At 70.3% G+C, this 19,490-nt stretch carries 18 protein-coding genes and 1 pseudogene; 7 read left to right on the top strand and 12 right to left on the bottom strand.

What is annotated here, in order from left to right; genetic code table 11:
• Positions 1 to 8 precede the first annotated feature (8 nt).
• The 7 genes and pseudogenes from WME95_RS46910 to WME95_RS46880 all read right to left on the bottom strand — a co-directional run bounded on the left by WME95_RS46910 (position 9) and on the right by WME95_RS46880 (position 6,854).
• A complete protein-coding gene (locus WME95_RS46910) occupies positions 9 to 362 on the bottom strand; it encodes a Na+/H+ antiporter subunit G (RefSeq protein WP_437905690.1) in 354 nt (117 codons plus the stop codon).
• Positions 359 to 637, bottom strand: coding sequence for a K+/H+ antiporter subunit F (locus WME95_RS46905; protein ID WP_437547458.1), 279 nt, complete (start codon positions 635 to 637; stop codon positions 359 to 361). The genes WME95_RS46910 and WME95_RS46905 overlap by 4 nt, the downstream gene beginning before the upstream one ends.
• Positions 634 to 1,131 carry a Na+/H+ antiporter subunit E gene (locus WME95_RS46900; RefSeq protein ID WP_437905689.1) on the bottom strand — a complete coding sequence of 166 codons (498 nt, stop codon included), beginning with the start codon at positions 1,129 to 1,131 and terminating at the stop codon, positions 634 to 636. The genes WME95_RS46905 and WME95_RS46900 overlap by 4 nt, the downstream gene beginning before the upstream one ends.
• Positions 1,128 to 2,791, bottom strand: a pseudogene (locus tag WME95_RS46895) (monovalent cation/H+ antiporter subunit D). The gene WME95_RS46900 and the pseudogene WME95_RS46895 overlap by 4 nt, the downstream one beginning before the upstream one ends.
• Positions 2,788 to 3,132 (bottom strand): Na+/H+ antiporter subunit C, encoded by a 345-nt coding sequence (locus WME95_RS46890; RefSeq protein ID WP_437547455.1) that lies wholly within the window; start codon positions 3,130 to 3,132, stop codon positions 2,788 to 2,790. The pseudogene WME95_RS46895 and the gene WME95_RS46890 overlap by 4 nt, the downstream one beginning before the upstream one ends.
• A complete protein-coding gene (locus WME95_RS46885) occupies positions 3,133 to 6,048 on the bottom strand; it encodes a monovalent cation/H+ antiporter subunit A (RefSeq protein WP_437905688.1) in 2,916 nt (971 codons plus the stop codon).
• Between the two features lie 86 nt (positions 6,049 to 6,134).
• Positions 6,135 to 6,854 (bottom strand): DUF998 domain-containing protein, encoded by a 720-nt coding sequence (locus WME95_RS46880; protein ID WP_437905687.1) that lies wholly within the window; start codon positions 6,852 to 6,854, stop codon positions 6,135 to 6,137.
• A 126-nt stretch (positions 6,855 to 6,980) separates the two neighbouring features.
• Between WME95_RS46880 and WME95_RS46875 the strand changes: the two genes are divergently transcribed.
• On the top strand, positions 6,981 to 7,880 hold the full coding sequence (locus tag WME95_RS46875) for a LysR family transcriptional regulator (protein ID WP_437905686.1): 900 nt from the start codon (positions 6,981 to 6,983) through the stop codon (positions 7,878 to 7,880).
• An 80-nt stretch (positions 7,881 to 7,960) separates the two neighbouring features.
• On the opposite strand, the gene WME95_RS46870 is transcribed toward WME95_RS46875, so the two are convergent.
• Positions 7,961 to 9,007, bottom strand: a complete 1,047-nt coding sequence (locus WME95_RS46870; protein WP_437905685.1) for an SMP-30/gluconolactonase/LRE family protein — start codon at positions 9,005 to 9,007, stop codon at positions 7,961 to 7,963.
• Positions 9,008 to 9,292: 285 nt separating this feature from the next.
• Between WME95_RS46870 and WME95_RS46865 the strand changes: the two genes are divergently transcribed.
• Positions 9,293 to 10,240 carry a LysR family transcriptional regulator gene (locus tag WME95_RS46865; protein WP_437905684.1) on the top strand — a complete coding sequence of 316 codons (948 nt, stop codon included), beginning with the start codon at positions 9,293 to 9,295 and terminating at the stop codon, positions 10,238 to 10,240.
• Between the two features lie 191 nt (positions 10,241 to 10,431).
• Positions 10,432 to 10,665 (top strand): hypothetical protein, encoded by a 234-nt coding sequence (locus WME95_RS46860; protein ID WP_437905683.1) that lies wholly within the window; start codon positions 10,432 to 10,434, stop codon positions 10,663 to 10,665.
• A gap of 104 nt (positions 10,666 to 10,769) precedes the next feature.
• On the opposite strand, the gene WME95_RS46855 is transcribed toward WME95_RS46860, so the two are convergent.
• The 3 genes from WME95_RS46855 to WME95_RS46845 form a co-directional block, all read right to left on the bottom strand.
• Entirely contained in the window at positions 10,770 to 11,054 is a 285-nt protein-coding gene (locus tag WME95_RS46855; RefSeq protein ID WP_437547448.1) for a hypothetical protein, read from the bottom strand.
• 209 nt (positions 11,055 to 11,263) lie between these two features.
• Positions 11,264 to 13,519: a hypothetical protein gene (locus WME95_RS46850; RefSeq protein WP_437905682.1), complete on the bottom strand. Its 2,256-nt coding sequence runs from the start codon at positions 13,517 to 13,519 to the stop codon at positions 11,264 to 11,266.
• Between the two features lie 152 nt (positions 13,520 to 13,671).
• Complete coding sequence (locus WME95_RS46845; protein WP_437905681.1) at positions 13,672 to 14,532, bottom strand: aldo/keto reductase family oxidoreductase; 861 nt, start codon at positions 14,530 to 14,532, stop codon at positions 13,672 to 13,674.
• A gap of 76 nt (positions 14,533 to 14,608) precedes the next feature.
• On the opposite strand from WME95_RS46845, the gene WME95_RS46840 reads away from it, so the two are divergent.
• The gene (locus WME95_RS46840; RefSeq protein WP_437905680.1) at positions 14,609 to 15,511 is read left to right on the top strand and encodes a LysR substrate-binding domain-containing protein; all 903 of its coding nucleotides are present in this window, start codon (positions 14,609 to 14,611) and stop codon (positions 15,509 to 15,511) included.
• A 116-nt stretch (positions 15,512 to 15,627) separates the two neighbouring features.
• Here WME95_RS46840 and WME95_RS46835 read toward each other — a convergent pair whose 3' ends face one another.
• Positions 15,628 to 16,065, bottom strand: a complete 438-nt coding sequence (locus WME95_RS46835; protein ID WP_437905679.1) for a hypothetical protein — start codon at positions 16,063 to 16,065, stop codon at positions 15,628 to 15,630.
• Positions 16,066 to 16,217: 152 nt separating this feature from the next.
• Between WME95_RS46835 and WME95_RS46830 the strand changes: the two genes are divergently transcribed.
• From WME95_RS46830 to WME95_RS46820, 3 genes are read left to right on the top strand one after another with little or no spacing between them, the layout of a single operon-like run.
• The gene (locus WME95_RS46830) at positions 16,218 to 16,904 is read left to right on the top strand and encodes a DNRLRE domain-containing protein (RefSeq protein WP_437905678.1); all 687 of its coding nucleotides are present in this window, start codon (positions 16,218 to 16,220) and stop codon (positions 16,902 to 16,904) included.
• Positions 16,901 to 18,250 carry an oligopeptide/dipeptide ABC transporter ATP-binding protein gene (locus WME95_RS46825; RefSeq protein WP_437905677.1) on the top strand — a complete coding sequence of 450 codons (1,350 nt, stop codon included), beginning with the start codon at positions 16,901 to 16,903 and terminating at the stop codon, positions 18,248 to 18,250. Before WME95_RS46830 ends, WME95_RS46825 begins: the two co-directional genes overlap by 4 nt.
• Entirely contained in the window at positions 18,247 to 19,335 is a 1,089-nt protein-coding gene (locus tag WME95_RS46820; RefSeq protein ID WP_437547438.1) for an ABC transporter ATP-binding protein, read from the top strand. Before WME95_RS46825 ends, WME95_RS46820 begins: the two co-directional genes overlap by 4 nt.
• Positions 19,336 to 19,490: the final 155 nt, after the last annotated feature.

Raw genomic sequence — 19,490 nt, 5'->3', positions numbered from 1 at the left:
AACCCCCCTCAGGGGTCGCGGTGTGGCGTGAGCGGAGGCGGGGTGTCGGCGGCTCCCGCGGCGCGGCGGCGGAACAGCGCCACACGTGCCAGGAGCACCGTGGTCACAGGGACCGTGATGGAGAGCATGATGACGATGAGCCACGGGTGCAGCACGGGCCGAGACTCGATCATCGAGGAGTAGAGGATGCCTGCCAGCGCCACGCACCAGCTGCCGAAGGTGTACGCCAGCGCAGGGGGATGCATGCGCAGGAAGAAGTCTGGCAGGCGCAGGAACCCGAACGCGGAGATGACCACGAACAGGCCGCTCAGCACGAGCAACGCAGCGACCGCCGCCTCGACCCAGAGGGGGAGCTGGTTCATTCAATCACCTCCCCGCGCAGGATGAATTTCGTCATCGCGGATGAGCTCACGAAGCTGAAGAGCGCGATCAGCAACGCGACCTCGAAGTACGTGTCGCTCCGGTGACGGATACCAAGCACCAGCATGACCAGCATCGCGTGGAAGTAGAGCAGGTCGAGCGCGAACACGCGATCCTGCGCCCGCGGCCCCCGGATCAACCTGATGACCACCAGGACCGACGCGACGGCGTAGCAGCCGAGCGCGAAGGCGATCGCGCCAGACAGGAGTGCGCTCATTCGAAGATCTCCCTGAGAGGCTCCTCGTAGCGAGCCTTGAAGCGGGCGACGAAGGCGCCTTCATCACCGACATCCCACACGTGCAGCAAGAGCGCGCGGCGATCGAGCGCGAGCTCCGACCACACGGTGCCCGGAACCACGGTCGTCACCATGGATAACGCGGCCAGCCCGACGGGGTCACGCAGCTCGAGGGGCACGATCACGAACCTCGACCGCGGTCGCCGCCATTGCCATGTGACAACGCCCCAGGCGACCTCGAAATTCGAGAGCAGAACGTCGTAGCCGACCCTCAGGATGAAGCGCACGACGACCAGCGGTCGCCGCGCCCGGACATTCGTCAATCGCAGGGCCGAGGTAAGGAGCGGCACCGCCAGCGCGAGCCCCAGCCCCAGGACGAGCTGGCCCGCGCTCGTGGAGCGCGCGAGCGCCAGCCACAAAGCGAACAGTGCCGCGGACAGCAGCGGCGCGGGCACGATGTTCTTGAGGAAGGTCACGGCGCCCCCTCCGCTTCGATCACCGGACGCGTCGGTCCCGGACGAGGCCTCATCGACAGGACGGCCTCGATGTACGCCTTCGGCGCGTGCAGTCCCGCGGCTGTCGCGCGCGTGGTGCGCATGACCGGCTCAGCGTACAGCGTGAGCAAGATGCAGCAGAGGAGGAGGCCGAGGACGGAGGCGGCCTCGACGCCCTTCAAGCGGGGCGGGAGCCGTCCAGCCGTCGACCAGAAGTGTCGAATGCCCGCCCTCGCGAGGGAGATGGTGGCCGCGAGCCCCGAGAGGAGCAGCAGCCCAAAGAGGGTCCACGCGGCGGGCGAGACGGGGGCGCTGGCGCTCGCGTGGCCGTCCCCTCGGGGCGACAGGAGGGCTGTCAGCAACGAGGTCTTCGCGACGAAGCCCGAGAGCGGCGGCAGCCCCGCGACGAGCAGCGCGCACACCATGAACGCCAGGCCGAGCAACGCGATGGACACCGGAAACGCCTGGCCGACGAGCGGCGCCTCCTCTTCATCGAGGTTGGTGTCCTCGCCCGGCTCCACGTCGAGGTCCGGCGCCCGCCGCTGTCCATCGGAGCCGACGCGCTCCACCAGCTCGACGAGGAGAAAGAGAGCGCTCACCGCCAGCGTGGCGCTCAGCATGTAGAACAGCGCCGCCGACGTCACCGCGGCGGTCCCCGTCCCGAGCGCCGCGAGGAGCGTCCCCGACGACACGATCACCGAGAAGCCCGCGATGCGCCCGAGGGACATGGACGCCATGAGGCCTATCGCGCCGAAGGCGATCGTCGCGAGCCCTGCGTAGAGCAGGGCTTTCCCCCCGAACTGCGCTGAAGCGCCCGCGGAGAAGAACAGCGTCCACGAGCGCACGAGCGCGTAGATGCCCACCTTGGTCATCAGCGCGAAGAGCGCCGCGACAGGCGCGCTCGTCGCCGTGTAGGCCGGCACCAGCCAGGCGTTGAGGGGCCATATCGCCGCCTTGATGAGGAACGCCACGGCGAGGACGGCCGCGCCTGCATGCAGGAGCCCGCGATCGCGCGCCGGGACGAGCGCGAGCTTCTCGGCGATGTCGGCCATGGAGAGCGTGCCCACGACGCCGTAGAGCACCGCGAGGCCGACGAGGAAGAGCGACGACGCGAGCAGGTTCACCGCGATGTAGTGGAGCCCCGAGCGCACGCGCGGCCACCCCGACCCATGAAGATGCAGGCCATACGACGCCGCGAGCATCACCTCGAAGAACACGAAGAGGTTGAAGAGGTCTCCCGTGAGGAAGGCGCCGTTGAGCCCCATCAATTGAACCTGGAAGAGCGCATGGAAGTACGCGCCCGCGCGACCCCACGCGGCCTCGGCGTACAGGGCGGCGCAGAGGCTCACCACACCGACCAGCACCAGCATGAGCGCCGAGAGCCGGTCCGCGACGAGCACGATCCCGAAAGGCGCCTCCCAGTTCGACATGAGATACACGAGAGCGGCGCCGGACGAACCGCCGGCGTCGGCGCCGCGCAGGATCTCCAGCGCCACGAGGAGGCCCGCCAGGGCCGCGCCGACGTTGACGATCGACTTGGCGCGCTTGCGCTTCTCACCGAGCAGAAGCAGCAGGGCCGCCGTCATCTCATCAGCGGCAGCACGACGGGCGCGACGATGAGGTGCGGGAAGCGCTCGGTCATGGCTCCTCCCTCGTTCCATCCACGTGGTCGGTCCCGCTGAGGCCGCGCGAGGCGAGGAGCACGACGAGGAAGAGCGCCGTGGTCGCGAAGCCGATCACGATGGCCGTGAGCACGAGCGACTGCGGCATCGGATCCGTGTAGTGCTGGAGATCGGCAGGCACTCCAGGTCGCACGATCGGCGGCTTGTCGATGAAGATGCTCCCCATGCTGAAGATGAAGAGGTTCACCGCGTACGAGAGCAACGTGAGCCCCATGATCACCTGGAAGGTTCGCGGGCGCAGCACGAGCCACACCCCGGCTCCGCCGAGCACGCCGATGACGAGCGCGAGCAGGGCTTCCATCTAGCTCGCGCCCCTGCTCGTCGCCGACGCTGGACCCTGCGTCGATCGCCGGTGCGCGCGCAGCGACTGGTGAGCGAGCGCCGTGAGGGTGAGGAGCGTCGCCCCCACGACGGCCGCGAACACGCCGAGGTCGAAGAAGGTGGCGCTCGGCAGGTGGACTTCGCCGACCAGCGGCAGCCTGACATGCGCCGTGTGCGTCGTGAGGAAGGGATAGCCGACGGCGAGCGCGCCGAGGCCCGTGGTCGCCCCGAGCAGCAGCCCAGCGGCGATCCAGCGCGCCGGACGGAGGCGCGCGCGCGCCTCCAGCCAGAGCGCCCCCGAGACCATGTACTGCATGAGCATGGCGATCGCGACGACGAGGCCGGCCACGAAGCCGCCGCCTGGCTCGTTGTGCCCACGAAGAAGGAAGTGCGCCGCGACGAGGACGGAGACCGGCAGGAGCACGCGCGCGATGACCGCCGGCACCATCATGTATCCGCGCTCGGCGTCCTCGGCCGTGCGCGGCTTCATGAGGTCGGTGACGATATCGGCCGGCAAAGCTCTCTGTTGCTGGGGCTGCTCGATGCTCTCCGGCGGCGGTCGAAAGCGGCGCAGGAGGGCGTAGACCGTGAGCGCGACCGCGCCGAGGACCGTGATCTCGCCGAGCGTGTCGAAGGCACGAAAGTCGACGAGCATGACGTTGACGACGTTGGCGCCTCCTCCCTCCGGCAGCGCGCGGCTCAGGAAGAACGGTGAGATGCTGTGCGGCGCCGGCCGGGTCAGCATGGCATAGGAGAGCGCGGCGAGACCGCCGCCGGCGCCGATCGCGAGCAGCAGGTCGCGCGCGCGCCGCACCCTGTCGCGGGCCGTGACAGGCCTCGAAATTCCTTCGATGCGCATCGGCAACCAGCGCAGCCCGAGCAGGAAAAGGATGGTTGTGACGACCTCCACGACGACCTGTGTGAGGGCGAGGTCGGGCGCCGAGAACCACATGAACGTCAGGCAGGTGACGAGGCCTGCGCCGCCCATCAAGGTGATCGCGATCAACCTGTGGAACTTCGCCATCACGGCAGCGCCGACCGCGCAGACCGCGCCGATGCCCCACAAGATCACGAACGCAGGCGACGCGGGGAGCCTGTCCCGGTCGCCCCACTCCAGCGGGACGCCCTGCGCCGCGAGGAGCGCGAGGAGGAGCGCGACCGCGATGATCGCGAACATCTGCGTCTGAAGTCGTCGAGTCCCGGCGAGCCGGAGCGCCCTCCGCGAGAGGCGCGTGAGCCCGAGCAGCGCGCCCTCGAACAGCCGCCTTCCGTTGAGCCGCTCGACGAAGGGCGTATCTTGCAGCCGCCCCTGCTCCTGATGCTTGCGCAGCCAGAGGTACCCGACGACGCCGCCTGAGATGGCGACGAGGCTCATGACGAATGGCGGGTTGAAGCCGTGCCATATGGCCAGGCTGTAGTCCGGGAGCGTCCCGCCGACCACGGGGCGGGCGGCCGCCGCGAGCGATGGCCCGATGGAGATCGCCGGCGCGACGCCGACGATGAGGCAGCTGAGCACAAGGAGCTCGATCGGTGTCCGCATCCACCGCGGGGCCTCCTCCGGCCGGCGAGGGAGATCGGTCGACGGCGGGCCGAAGAAGATGTCGTAGCCAAAGCGCAGCGAGTACACGACAGCGAAGATCGCCGCGAGCGTCGCCAGCACCGGGAGCCCCACTTCGACCGAGGGGTGCGCGGACAGGAACATCGTCTCGGCGAAGAACATCTCCTTCGACAGAAAGCCGTTGAGCAGCGGCACGCCGGCCATCGCGCCGCTCGCCACGAGCGCCAGCGTGCCGGTGCGGGGCATCGCATGAATCAGCCCATTCAAGCGACGGATGTCGCGCGTCCCGGTCTCGTGGTCGACGACGCCCGCGGCCATGAACAGCGAGGCCTTGAACGTCGCGTGGTTCATGATGTGGAACACGCCGGCGACGGCGGCGAGCGAGCTGTTGAGCCCGAAGAGGAGCGTGATGAGGCCGAGGTGGCTGACGGTCGAGTAGGCGAGCACGCGCTTCAGATCGTTCTGGAACATCGCGATGTACGCGCCGAGCAGGAGCGTCGTCATGCCCGCGCCGCTGACGATCCAGAACCACAGCTCGGTCCCCGAGAGCGCCGGCCAGAGCCGCGCGAGCAGGAACACGCCCGCCTTCACCATGGTCGCCGAGTGCAGGTAGGCGGACACCGGCGTCGGCGCGGCCATCGCCCGTGGCAGCCAGAAGTGAAACGGGAATTGAGCGCTCTTGGTGAGCGCACCAAGCAAGACGAGGACGAGCGCGACCGGGTAAAGCGGGTGTGCCCGCACGCTGTCGCCCGAGGCGAGGGCCACATCGAGATCGTAACTGCCGACGATGTGGCCGAGGACGATCACGCCTCCGAGGAGCGCGAGCCCGCCCGCGCCGGTCACGGTGAGCGCCATGCGCGCGCCCCGCTGCGCGTCCACCCGGTGATGCCAGTAGCCGATGAGCAGGAACGAAACGAGGCTCGTGAGCTCCCAGAAGAGGACGAGCTGAACGAGGTTGCCCGAGACCACGACGCCCAGCATCGCGCCCATGAACGCGAGGAAGAGCGCGTACAGGCGCGCCACCGGATCCTCGGGGGACATGTAGTAGCGCGCGTACAGACAGACGAGGGCGCCGATGACGGTGATGAGCACGGCGAACATCCACGCGAACCCGTCGATCCGAAGGACCAGATCGAGACCGAGCGAAGGCACCCACGAGATCGTCTCGCGGATCACGCCCCCGTCACGCACCCGCGGGAACAGGCTGATGACCCAGGCCGCCGCGCCGGCCGACACGAGCCCTGCGCAAGCCGCAAGCTCGGACCGTGCCCGCGTCGGCAGGAGCGCGGTGAGCACGCTCCCGAGAAATGGCAAGAGGAGCAGGGCGACCACAGGCATGGCGCGCGAGTGTACTTACCGACCGCGCCGGTTTCAGCCAAAAGGTGGGCGGGTCGCGGCGTTCGCGGCCTGCGCGACGACGTCGGTCAGGTAGAGCTCGCTTTGCGCGACGCCGCTGCCCGCGCGTGCGCCGCGCTCGAAGGCAGAGGCCGCGAAGCTGCATGAGCGGTCCTGCGATTCCAGATCGACGTCCCCGCACAGAGGAAGCCGATCAGGATGGGATAGACGGCGCAGCGCTCGACGAGGCCGATGAGGACGTTGGCCCCCGAGCTGGCGACCGCGAGGAAGGCCACCATCGAGGCGAGCCCGAACACGCCGAGGACGACCATGGCCCTCCCGGCCCTCGGAGTGACTCCGATCCGTTGGCGCTGGCGTCCAAGAAAGATCGCGAGCACGTTGCCTCCGACGATGGACGCGAAGGCGCCCAGGCCGTGATAGTCGACCGCGCCGTCGGGCGGCTCTCCGGAGCCGGGGTTGAGCGCCAGCAAGACGCCGCCAAGCGCCACGAGAGCTCCCAGGAGGAGCGCTGCCCAGCGGCGCCAGCCTCTTAGGCCCTCGAGCGCGGCGACACCAAGGAAGAACATGATCCCGAAGAGAAAGAACCCGGTGTTCATGACCCACGCGAGCGGCGAGTTCATGAACTGGCCAAGAGCCTCGAGGGGGCCACGGACTCCCAGGTTGCTGATGTAGTGATGCGTGTAGCTGTAGGGAGGGTCCGTCCATGCCGCGGCGGCGATGAGCTCGGCGAGGAAGAATATCGCCGCCCCGGCGACGAGCGCCGCGCCGGCGGGGCGACGTTGCATCATCGGGTTCGCCTCGGGGTGAGCCGCCGGGCCTCTCTCGTGTCGCCTCATGTCGAACAGCCTGCACCGTCGCGTTCGAGACCACCAAGACATTGATCGCAACGGTTTCAGACCTGATAGATCTGAAACATGGAGCTGCGTCACCTGCGGTACTTCATCGCCGTCGCGGAAGCGGAGCACTTCGGGAGGGCGGCCGAGCAGCTTCACGTCTCGCAGTCGCCCTTGAGCCGGCAAATCGCTCAGCTCGAAGCGGAGATCGGCGTCGATCTCTTCGTGCCCTCGGGACGCGGGGTGAAGCTGTCCGCCGCCGGCCGGAGCTTCCTCGAAGGTGCGCGCGCGACCCTGGCTCGCGCCGCGCTCGCGGTCGAGGACGCCCGCGCGACGGCGCAAGGCCGTATCGGGACGGTCGTGGTCGGATTCGACGGCGCCCTGGCGGACACCCTCCTGCTGCCGCGGATCGTGCAGGCGTTCCGCGCGCGTCATCCGCGCGTCGAGGTGCGCCTTCGGCCGCTGCCGAGCGAGGAGCAGGTCGCCGCGCTGCGCGATGGCAAGATCTCGGTCGGGTACGGCTATCATTCACCGGAAGACGACCCGCTCTTCCGCTTCCGCGTGCTGTATCGCGAGCGCGTCGGCGTCGTGATGTCGAAGAGCCATCGCCTCGCTGCACGGCGCACGCTGAGGGTCGCGGACCTGAAGCAGGAGCGCTTCCTCTGGCCTCCACGCAAGGAGGGCCCGCGCCTCCAGGACGACATCATCGCCGCCTTCCGAGCGCACGGTCAACCGCTCGAGCTCGCCCACGAGGAGGCCAGCAGCGATGTGATCCTCATGCTCGTGGCGAGCGGCGAAGGTCTCAGCTTGTTTCCCGAGAGCGCCGCGGCGACGCTCCTTGCCGGGGTGGTGTTCAAGCGGGTTCGGGACCTCGACGTTGTCATCCTTGGCCGCTCGGTGTGGCGCGCGATGGACGACAAGGACCCGCTCGTGCGGTCGCTCCTCGAGATCACGAATTCGGTGCATGGATCCTGCGGATAGGGAGCCGTGAAACGTTCGCCCGGGTCAAGCTCCGCGGGGACGGCGCCTGGCGAGCCGTTTTCGGCCCAAGCTCGCGGCGATCACGGGAGCGGGCCGTAGGAGAGCAGGCCCACCTTCGGGGTCTTCATCGACAGCAGCGTGATGAGCCCGAAGTTGGTGAGGAGTGCGTGCTTCTCCGAGCCCAACGTCGCGAGCGCGACGCTCGCGGGCCCATCGAGCAAGCCGCCGCTGGCGAGCACGGCCGCTTTGCCGTCTGTCCCGACCCGGACGAGCGCGTTGCCCCCGTTGCCGGCGACAAGGATGCTCCCGTCGGCGTCCACGGTGATGCCGTCGGCGCCCTGGAGCGGCAGGCATGTCGCCGGATCCGAGGTGGAGAACTCGACCGCGACGTCCGGTGTCCCGTCGGCCTTGATCGGGATCTTGATGAGCGCCGCCTTGTCCGTATTGGCCACGTAGAAGGCGCTGTGCGAGAGCGCGAGGCCGTTGGCGCCGAACGGGATGCCGAGGACCGTCTTGCAGGGGTTCGTCGCAGCGATGTCCCCCTTGAGCAAAGGATCGGTGAGCCAGTTGGTCACCGTCTTGCCGTCGGGGCTTATCTTGAAGATCGCACCCAGGGCCGAGTCCGTGACGAAGAGGTTGCCCTCCTCGTCGAAGACGAGCCCATTGGGCAGGTTCATGGCCGCGTCGGTGGCGAAGGCCGTGGTCACCGGACCGCCCGCCGCCGGGATCTTGTAGATGCCGGGCGCGTACGACGCCGGGTCGAGCGACGCGGCGGCCACGTAGAGATCGCCGGCAGCAGACTGGGTGATGCCGGTGACGAAGCCCGTGTTCGCGGGCGGCGCCGGCACGGTGGCGAAGGCAGACACCTTGTTGTCAGCGAGCGAGACGGCGACGATCTCGCCGGTCAGGGCATAACCCATATACGCCGTCTTGCTGTCGGCGGTGACCCAGAGCCCCTCGGGCAGCTGGAACTTCGCTGCATCGAGCTCGGCGTGGACATTGAGCTCTGGCGTCGAGACGCTATCGCCGCTGCCGCTGCCGCTGCTCGTGGTGCTGTCTCCGCCGCACGCGACGAGAGATGCGCTGAGCCCCAGCGCCGTCAGGAGGATCGAGCGGGAGAGTGCCATGGTCGATTTCATGAGAGCTCCTTCGGTAAGATGCATTTAAAATCAGGGCGGCTGCCGCCCCTCGGTGAGGCGTGAAGGACCGTGAAAGGTCGTGCCCGCGCGAACGAGCGGATGAGCGCACGAGCGCACGAGCGCACGAGCGTCCGCCCTCGCGCCGCGAGGTCTCGCCAGTGCCCGCGACAGCAGGCAGCGCCGCGCGGCGTTGCGCGGACGGCCTGAAGATGAAGCGGCTTTCGTCGTTGCGGTAGAGTCCTCCGCCGGTTAAACTGTTCTGCTCACAGGACAATGCTGACCACCTCCCTGGACGATCTCCTCTCGATGGCGATCTTCGCGCGCGTGGTGGAGCGCAAGTCCTTCACGGGCGCGGCGAGCGTGCTCGGGCTCTCGAAGTCGGTCGTCAGCGCGCGACTCGCGGCGCTCGAGGAGCGGCTCGGCGTACGGCTGCTCCACCGCTCGACGCGGCGCCTCGCGCTCACCGAGGAGGGCGTGCGGCTCTACGAGAGCTGCGAGCGTATCCTCACAGCCGCCGACGAGGCCGCGTCCGCGATGCATGGCGTGAGCCGGGTCCCCGAGGGGCTCTTGCGCGTGTCGGCGCCCATCTCGTTCGGCATACTGAAGATCGCTCCCTTGCTAGGCGACTTCGCGGCGCGCTTCCCGCAGGTCCGCCTCGAGCTCTCCCTCTCCGACAGCCTCGTGGATGTCGTCGGCGGGGGCTTCGACGTCGTGGTGCGTTTCGCGCGGCAGCTCGATGAGGCGCGTGTCGCGCGCAAGATCGGGTCTTACCGTCGTAGGGTCTATGCCTCGCCCGGCTACCTCGCGCGCCACGGCGCGCCGCAGGTGCCCGGCGATCTCGTCCGGCACAACTGCATCCGTCTCTCGGGGCAGTCGAGCGAGTGGGTCTTCGAGTCCGGCGCGGAGACGCTCGCCGTGCCGGTCAGGGGCAATCTGGTCGTGGACAATGTCGTCGTGCTCAGGCAAGCGCTCGTCGACGGGCTCGGCCTCGCAATGCTGCCGTACTTCGCCGTAGCAGCGGATCTGGCAGCCGGTCGGCTCGAGCCTGTGCTCTTGAGCCATGTCGGGCAAGAGATATCGATCTTCGTCGTCTTCCCTCACCACCTCCACCAGCCCGCCAAGGTCCGGGCGTTCGTGGAGCTCCTCGTCGAGCGCCTGGGGAACGAGGCAGGAGCAAGCGCCGCGCCGGGGAGAAGGAAATCCAAAGCAGCTCGGACATGACAAGCCCCGATTGCCCGATCTGCCCGTAAGCTGTGGAGTGACCGCGGCAACATGATCATCTGCTGAAGCGCGCCTGCCCGTTGCGGCGGCGACCTCAGGCGCGATCCACCAGGCCGAACGGAGAGCGCCCCGCTCCGGCGGCCAGCCGTCGCCACTGGTACGAGGCTTGCTTTCTTGCTTTGAAGATCAACATGAAAAAGCAGCAGAAGAATAAGGCGACACCTGCGACGAGCCAGCAGCAGCAGGCGGACCCGGCGGCGAAGAGAGAAACGAGGGAGTCCTCCCCGGAGGAAGAGCTCGCCGGAGGCGCTGCCAAGGGGGCGCTCGTCGGAGGCCTCCTCGGAGGCGCCGGCGGCGCGGCCGTGGGCGGCGCGGCCGGCCTGATCGGCGGCGTGCTGGGCGAGGACGAGAAATCCGGCTGGTGACCGGCATCAGCCGCCCGGGTCGGTCGCCTGCGGCGACGCGCCCGCCTTTTCGCCCCACCCCTTTTCGCCCCACCCCGGGCCGTCATCGATCGATGGAATGGCCGTCAATCGGAGATGGGGCACTGCTCGTAGCAGCGCCAGACCTCCGTGCTCCGGTCCGTGCCGCCGGCGAACGACGCCTTGATCTCGTCGCAGGGCGCGTCGAGCACGCACGACGCGCGACACGCCTCGTGATCGGAGCAGCCGACGAGATCGTCCTCGAGCTCTAGGCCGTCGACCCCGCAGGCCTCCGCGTGCTCGACGGCATCCGCGCATGTCCCCGTCTTGCAGCCGGCCGCGAGGAGCGCGGTCGCAAGGAAAATTGACGCGATGAGATAAGTAGTGCGCATGGTCCAGCCCTGCAGCTCGCAACGTGTGGATGGAGGGGAGCCGGCCGGCCCATGCAGCGCGGCGCCCCGGAAGCGGCCCGCCGTTGTCGCCGGCCCCTTCACCCTGGGAAGAACGTGACGGAGCCAGTCTGGGCACGGGCCGATGTCGATTTTTGAGTTCGCGTCTTGCTGGAATCCGGCGGAGATTGAACCGGGCGCCGCACGCCGGCTCAGTACGTCTCTGCGCACACGCCGTAGCCGCACGGATGGACCATGAAGGCGCCGGCGACGGCGCTTCGCGAACCCGGGAAGGTCGCGAGCGCCGCCCCTGTCTCGATGTCATAGAGGACGCCGTCGTAGCGCGAGTAGAGCGCCGTCGCCGAGACCCGCTGGATCCCGTAGTTGTCGCGCACATCCCCGGAGTCGGTGCGGATAGGGATCCTCGGCAGCGGCGGCGCGTCGACCGGGTTGCCGAGCTCGTCGTAGATCGTGGAGGCCTGGTACGTCCAGGGGCTGCTATGGAGGAGGCGGGTGTACGACTGGACGAGAACGCGGGTGTCGTCGATCCAGCCGATCGCGCAGCCGGGCACCACGTTGACGAGCGCGCCGTCCTCGTAGAGCTGCGTGAACCCGCAGCCTTCCGAGGGGGCGGAGTCCGTGACGACGACGTGGTGGCCGTCGGGGGAGACGAGCGGCGCCGGCCGGTGCCCTGTGTCCTGGAAGAGCGGCGCGCCGCCCGCCCAGTCGCTCACGACGCGCTCCGTCCTGTACGAGTCGACGCGGTAGGTGCGGCCGACCGTGCTGCCATCGAAGGACATCGAGAAGTCTTGAATCACCTCCTCGCGCGAGAGCGAGGCGAGCTGCGCGCCGTCCGGCAGCGAGAAGAGACGGAGTGATGTGTCGGTGACCATCGGATCGAGGGCGGCGCGCGCCGCGAGAAGGCCGCCGTCCGCCGAGAGCAGCACCTTGTTGCTGTGGAACGGAACCACCGCCGAGGGCCCGGCGTCGAGCGCCGCCGTATCATAGACGAGCGTCTTGCCCGAACCCGTCGCGAGGGCCGCGTGCCCCGAGGGAGCGCCTGCGACCGAGTGGAGCGCGCCGCAGCCGAGCAGCCCCGAGCCTTCCGGATCGGTGAGGGTGCCCGTGTACGAGATCGCGCCGTACACGTTCGAGACCGCCAGGCGCAGATCCTGGTCGATGTGGACGCGGGCGTTCGCGACCAGCGGCGGCACGTGTTCGCTCAGGGTCACCTCGGGGCCGTCGAGATCGAGGATGTCGATCCTCGACGCTTGCTTGTGGAGCAGCGCGAGCGCGCGCTCGGTCGGCGCGAACGTGTAGCGATAGTCGGCTCGGTCAGGGTACTCGGCGACGGGGACGGCTCCGCCTCCGACGCGATAGACCATGAGCGGAGAGCCCGCTCTGTTGTCCGCGAGCATCCAGAAATAGTCACGCGTCCCCGCGAGTTGCGTGGTCGACGGCAGGTTGACGATGCCCTCCTGGGTCGCCGCCTTCGAGTACACGCGCACCGTCGTACCGACGGTGGTGAGGAACCGCTCGCCATCCTGGAACCAGGAGTGGAATGAGCCCGAGAGCTCGGGGGTGACCGTGGGAGGCGAGCCGTCAGCGGGGAGCACGGCGATGCTATTTTGCAGCGGAACAGAAGGCTCCGGTGCGATCCGGAGCGCGTCCGGCGCCGCGTGGACGTCGCCGTGGTGGTTCACCGCCGCGGACCAGCGCTCGACCCCCGCGGTGCTCCAGAGCGTGATCGTGCTGGTGGACTGGCGGCGCGTCCAGGCGTAGCTGCCGTCGCTCGCGAGCCCCGCCTGGTCGTACTCGGTGGTCACGGAGGCCAGGACGGATCCGTCGATGGCGCTGCGCAGCTCGAAGGCGTGCTCCGGGTCCGTCTGGATCAGCACGATGTTGCCACGGAGAACCACGCCGCCCGGCAGCTCGAACGGAGGGATCCCGAGGTTCGGGCTGCCGGGGTCGAAGCCGCCCGGCGCGTGTCCGTCGGCGATCGCAGCGCTGGAGTCGGTATCCCAGAGCATCCAGCGATCGTAGTCCCAGCTCAGCACGCGGCTTCCGGAGACGAAGAGCCGGCTGAGGCCATTCTGGTGACCGAGATCGAGAAAGGCCTCCGGAGGGCCGAACGAGGTGCCCGCAGTGCCGCACGGCCCGAAGGCGGCGCTGCCCCCTTCGCCGCCGCCCCCGTCGCCGCCGCCTCCTTCGCCGCCGGCGCTGCCGGTGCCTGACGTGGAGCTCTCACCGCCCGAGCCCCCGGCGCCGCCGTGGCCTCCGGAGCCGGAGGTGGAATTCTCGCCGCCGGAGCCTCCGTCTCCTCCGCCTCCGCCCCCGGAGCCGCCCTCCGCGCCGGTCGTCGTTCCAGGACCAGCTCCGCCTCCGCCGAGGTTTCCGCCCCCTGCGTCGGAGCAGCCGAGGAGAGCGACGAACGACACCGCGACAATCTGGGTGGTTCTCGTGTGCATGGCGCCTTCGATGCCGCCGATCCCCTGGCCATTCATCGCCAAGCCAGCGCCAGGGGGCGTCGCAGGGCACGAGTCTGCACAGTCGAAGTTGTTGTGCGTCCCCTCCCCTTCTACCACCCGAGTGAGCGGGACAATGCGACCCTGAGCGTGTTCTAGATACGGTCGAGCGCTCTCATCGCGTCGTTGGACAGCTCGAGATCTGCCGCCGCGAGGTTCTCGCGCAGGTGCTCGACGCTCGACGTCCCGGGAATGAGAAGGATATTCGGCGAGCGCCGCAGCAGCCACGCGAGCGCGACCTGCATCGGCGTCGCGCCGAGCTGACGCGCGACGTCGGACAGCGTCGAGGACTGGAGCGGCGAGAAGCCGCCGAGCGGGAAGAACGGCACATACGCGATGCCTGCCGCGGCGAGGCTGTCGATCAGCGCGTCGTCCTGCCGGTGCGCGAGGTTGTACAGGTTCTGCACGCACACGATCTCGGTCATCGCGCGCCCCTCTTCCACCTGCTTCGCGGTCACATTGCTGAGGCCGATGTGGCGGACCTTGCCCTCCCGCTGCAGCTTCATGAGCGCGGAGAGCGGCGCCTCGATGGAGCCTTCCGCGGGCCCCTGCGCGTCGAACAGGACGCGCAGGTTCACCACGTCGAGCGCGTCGACGCCGAGGTTCCGGAGGTTGTCGTGGACCGCGCTCGTGATGTCCTCGGCGGCGAACGCCGGCTCCCAGGATCCCTGCGGGCCGCGTTTTGCGCCGACCTTCGTGGCGATCACGAGATCCCTCGGATACGGGTGCAGCGCCTCCCGGATGATCTGATTCGTGACGTGCGGCCCGTACACGTCGCTCGTGTCGATGTGATCGACGCCGCGCTTCACCGCCTCGCGCAGCACGGCGAGCGCGGCAGCGCGGTCTCTCGGCGGTCCGAACACGCCCGGCCCGGCGAGCTGCATGGCGCCGTATCCGAAGCGCTTCACCGTGCGACTGCCCATCTTGAACGTCCCGACCTTGGCTAGATTCGTCATGGCTGTCGACGGTAGGCCACGACGGGGTGTATGATAAGAGCCTCAAATCAGTACGGCCTGTACGGAAAGGCGAACAATGGCAGTGGATCTCGACGACGTCCGAGTCTTCGCCGCGGTGGCGCGCGCCGGCGGCTTCCGCGAGGCGAGCCGCACGAGCCGCACGAGCGCGTCGAGCGCGAGCGAGGCGGTGCGCCGGCTGGAGGGCGAGCTCGGCGTCCGGCTTCTTCATCGGACGACCCGCAGCGTCGCGCCGACCGAAGCCGGCGCGCGTCTCCTCGAGCGGCTCGGTCCTGCGCTCGCCGAGATCGCAGCGGCGCTCGACGTCGTGAAGAGCTCGCGCGACCAGCCAGCCGGCACGCTCCGGTTGAACGTCCCCGTCGTCGCCGCGCGGCTCGTGCTCCCACGGATCTTGCCGCCGTTCCTCGCCGCATATCCCGATATCCGCGTCGAGGTGACGGCGGACGACAAGCTCGTCGACATCCTCGCCGCGGGCTGCGACGCGGGCATTCGTTACGAAGAGACGCTCGAGAAAGACATGATCGCGGTCCCGATCGGCCAGCGCGAGCAGCGCCTGGCGCTCGCGGCGTCGGGCGCCTACCTCGAGCGGCACGGGCGCCCGACCCACCCGCGCAAGCTCCTCGATCACGCATGCCTGCGCGGCCGCTTCCCGAGCGGCGCGCTGTGTCCGTGGGAGTTCGAGCGCGACGGCGAGGTCGTGAAGGTCGACCCGACCGGCCCGCTCGTCGGCAGCCTCGGGAATGCGACGGACCTCCTGGTGGACGCCGCGATCGCGGGCACCGGTCTCATCTACTGGTTCGAGGACTGGCTGCGCCCGCACATCGAGAGCGGCGCGTTGAAGCCGGTCCTGGAGCGCTGGTGGTCGCGTCTCTCAGGCCCCTTTCTTTATTATCCGAGCCGCCGCCACATGCCCGCGGCGCTTCGCGCGTTCGTGGACTTCCTCCGCGCGGACAGCAAATAGTCATGGTGGGAGCATGGGAGATCGATTCACCAGCTAGCGAGCGAGCGAGCGAGCGATGCGTCGCGGCGCTGCCTCGCGGCCGAGCTCCACGTGCTCCGCGCGCCGCCGTCCGCCGCTCAGCGCGGCGTGCCGCTCGCCGCCGGCACCGCCGTCCGCTGCCCTGAGCCCGAGCGCGCGCCGCCCTTGATGCGCGCCTCGGTCACGACCTCGTCCCACTGCGCGTCGTACCCATCGAAGTGGACCCGGTAAGAGCCGGGGGCGACGACGCCGGTGATGCTCGCGGGCTTGTACGACCCCTTCCACTCGACCTCGATGCGGTCGCCGACCTTCCGCGCGCCGCCCTCGCCCGAGGCGCGCTGCTCCTCGTCGCGCAGGCGCCGGGCGCTCCCCTCGTGCAGGCATTGCTCGCGGTGGCAGGCGAGGCCGGAGGCGCAGTCGTCGTCGGCGCGGCACGGAGACCCGAGCGGCGCCTTCTTTCCGCAGGCGGCGAGCGCCCCGGGCACGGCGGCCACGATCAACAGCGCTCTCAGGAAGGTAATGGCTCGAACGCGCACGACACGGCATCCCAGCAGAGCGGCCGCGGCCCGACAACAGGGATCACAACGCCCGCGATCGGCGCCCCCGCCGCCCCCCGGCACGCCGCGCCCCCGCCCCTGCCACCCAGTCCGCCCTACCCGGGCCGCCCTCTGCTATGGTCGCCCCCGCTGTGCGTCTGCTCGCCGCCCTCGCGCCCGTGGCCCTGCTCGTCGCGGCGCCGCCGCTCCTGGGCTGCGGCGGCGGCCCCGCCAAGAACGCGGGCGTGTGCGCAGGCGCGGGCGTCTGCGGCGCCGGGTACTGCGTCGCCGGGCGCTGCCGGCCAGCGAGCGCCCTCCCCGCGCCCCTCGACGCGCGCCGCGTGCTGCTCCGGCCCGAGGACATGGCCGTCCTCGTCGAGGACGACGCCGCGGCAGCGCCAGGCGTCCCCGACGCCGTCGCGCTCGGGCGCGCCGGGGGCGGTGAGGTCGTCCTGCTGCTCCGGTTCTCGCCGACCTTCGGCGTCGGCGCCGACATCACGAGCGCCTTCGTCGTGCTGGAGCCGGCCCCGATGGCGCCTCCCGCCGAGCGCGCGCTCACGCTGGAGGTCGCGCGCATCCTCGAGCCGTGGCGCTCCGAGACGGCGACGTGGGGCCGGCAGCCGCGGCTGTCGATCCCGGAGGCCGCCGCCATCGCGCGGCCCCGACCGGCGACGCCGCTGCGGATCGACGTCACCTCGCTCGTGCGCGACTGGGCCAGGCGCCGCAAGGACGACCACGGCATCGCCATCCTCGCGCCGGGGAGCGACGCCGTCGGGGCCGCCTACTCGATGGGCATCTCCCAGGGCGTCGGCCCCCGCCTCGAGGTGTACGTACGGTGAGCAACGGCCAGGACGACGAGGACGACGACCTCGGCGCGCGGATGTCGCTCCCGCTTCCCCTGATCCGCCACGACCTCGGCGAGAGAAGGCCTGCCGCGCCCAGCGCGCCTTCCCTGCCCGGCGCCCCGGCCACGCCCGACGCCTCGACCGCGGGCGCTCTCCCCGCGCCCAGCGCCTCCGCCGTCCCCCACGGCGCCCTCGCGCGCGGCCTGCTCGACGACGACGAGCCCGCCGTCACGCAGCGCTCGACGGCGAGCGGCCGCCCCCTCCCGCTGCCCCGCACTGCGCCGCCCCTCTCGCCCGAGGAGGCCCCGCCGCCCACGCTGCTCCGGGTGAGCGACCTCCGCGTCTCGTTCGCGGCCGACGGCCGCGTCACGCGCGCCCTCGACCGCGTCTCGTTCACCGTGCCGCGCGGGCGCACGGTGGCGCTCGTCGGCGAGTCGGGCTGCGGCAAGACGGTGACCGCGCTCAGCATCTTGCGGCTCCTGCCCGCGCCCTACGCGTCCATCGACGGCGGCGCGATCGAGCTCGACGGCCAGGACCTCCTCGCGCTGAGCGAGCGCGAGATGCGCGCCGTGCGCGGCGGGAAGATCGGCATGATCTTCCAGGAGCCGATGACCTCGCTGAACCCCGTGTACACGGTCAGCGCCCAGATCGCCGAGGCCATCCGGCTGCACCGGCCCATGTCCCGCGGCGACGCCCGGCTCTACGCCGTGAACCTCCTGCGCAAGGTCGGCTTCCCCGAGCCCGAGGTCCGCGCGAACAGCTACCCGCACGAGCTGTCCGGCGGGATGCGCCAGCGCGTCATGATCGCCATGGCCCTCGCGCCGGAGCCCTCGCTGCTCATCGCCGACGAGCCCACCACCGCGCTCGACACGACGACGCAGGCGCAGATCCTCGACCTCCTCGAGCGGCTCAAGGCAGAGACGTCGATGAGCCTCCTGCTCATCGCGCACGACCTCGCCGTCGTCGGCGAGCTCGCGGACGAGATCGTCGTCCTCTACGCCGGCGTCGTCGTCGAGCAAGGGCCGGCGCGCGACGTGCTCGCGGCGCCCTCGCACCCGTACACGCGCGCGCTCCTCAGGAGCATCCCGGCGCGCGGGCTCCGCCCGCACCGCGTGCGCGGCGAGCGCTCGCTCCGCCTGCCGACCATCCCGGGCGCGCTGCCCGATCTGCGCGATCCGCCGCGCGGCTGCCGCTTCCAGGACCGCTGCGACGCCGTGTTCGACCGCTGCCGCGCCGAGGCGCCGGACCTGTACGCCGTCCCGCCCGGCGCGGGGCACCACGCGGCGCGCTGCTTCCTCCTCGCGGGCCCGGGGCGCGCGGGCAACGAGGGCGCCCCGTGACGCGCGACAGCGGATCCCCGCCGCCCACGCAGCGCGACGAGCCCGCCGCGCCGCACCTGCACGCTGCAGCCGCGGCGCACCCGGAGGGCGCGGAGAGCGCGCCGGGCGAGCGGCCGCTCGTCCAGGCGGAGGGGCTCTCGAAGTTCTACCCGGTGCAGCGCGGCGCCTTCGCGAAGCCGTCGTTCGTGCAGGCCGTCGTCGAGGCGACCTTCCGCGTTTACCGGGGCGAGACGCTCGGCCTTGTCGGCGAGTCGGGCTCCGGCAAGAGCACCCTCGGGCGCCTCGTGCTCCGGCTCATCGAGCCCACGGTCGGCCGGGTCCTCTTCGACGGCCACGACCTGAGCGCCCTGTCGAGCCGCGCGCTCCGGGCCATGCGCCAGCGGATGCAGATCGTCTTCCAGGACCCCTACGGCTCGCTCAACCCGCGCATGACGCTGCGCGAGATCGTCGGCGAGGGCATCGTCATCCACCACCTCGCGAGGAGCCGCGACGAGGAGACCGCGATGGTCGAGGGCGCGCTCCAGAAGGTCGGCCTGCGGCCGGACATGATGGAGCGCTTCCCCCACGAGCTCTCCGGCGGGCAGCGGCAGCGGGTCGCGATCGCCCGCGCCCTCGCCGTGCGCCCGGACTTCATCGTCTGCGACGAGCCCGTGAGCGCGCTCGACCTCTCGGTGCAGGCCCAGATCGTCAACCTGCTGGAGGAGCTCCAGGACGAGCTGTCGCTCGGCCTGCTGTTCATCTCGCACGACCTCCGGGTCGTCGAGCACGTGAGCCACCGCGTCGCGGTGATGTACCTCGGCCGCATCGTGGAGATCGGCCCCACGCAGGCCGTGGCCGGGCGGCGGCACCACCCGTACACGCGCGCGCTCTTCGAGGCGACGCCGTCGATCGAGCGGGGGAGCAAGGCGCGCCGCCTGCTGCCGGGCGCGCCCGGGAGCGCGATCAACCCGCCCGACGGCTGCGTGTTCCACCCTCGCTGCCGGAAGGCCGAAGAGGGCAAATGCGACGTCGAGATCCCGCCGCTCGAGGAGCTCGTCCCCGGCAGCGGCCACCGCGTGGCGTGCTGGTACCCCGAGATCGAGTGACGACGGCGCGCCGGCGCGTCGCGGGATGAGCCGGGCCGGCCGCTGGTTCGCGCGTTGAGATGTCGCTCGGATGCCCCGGAGAAGCTGGCTCGCCGGGAATGGCGCCCTGCGAGCGCAGCAGCTCACAGCCCACCACGGCCCAAACTGGCACAATC

It is taken from the genome of Sorangium sp. So ce327 (genome assembly GCF_051530205.1).
Lineage (GTDB): Bacteria > Myxococcota_A > Polyangia > Polyangiales > Polyangiaceae > Sorangium > Sorangium cellulosum_B.
The sequence above is the reverse complement of the archived record's forward strand: the minus strand, read 5'-3'. Positions and strand labels throughout refer to the sequence as shown.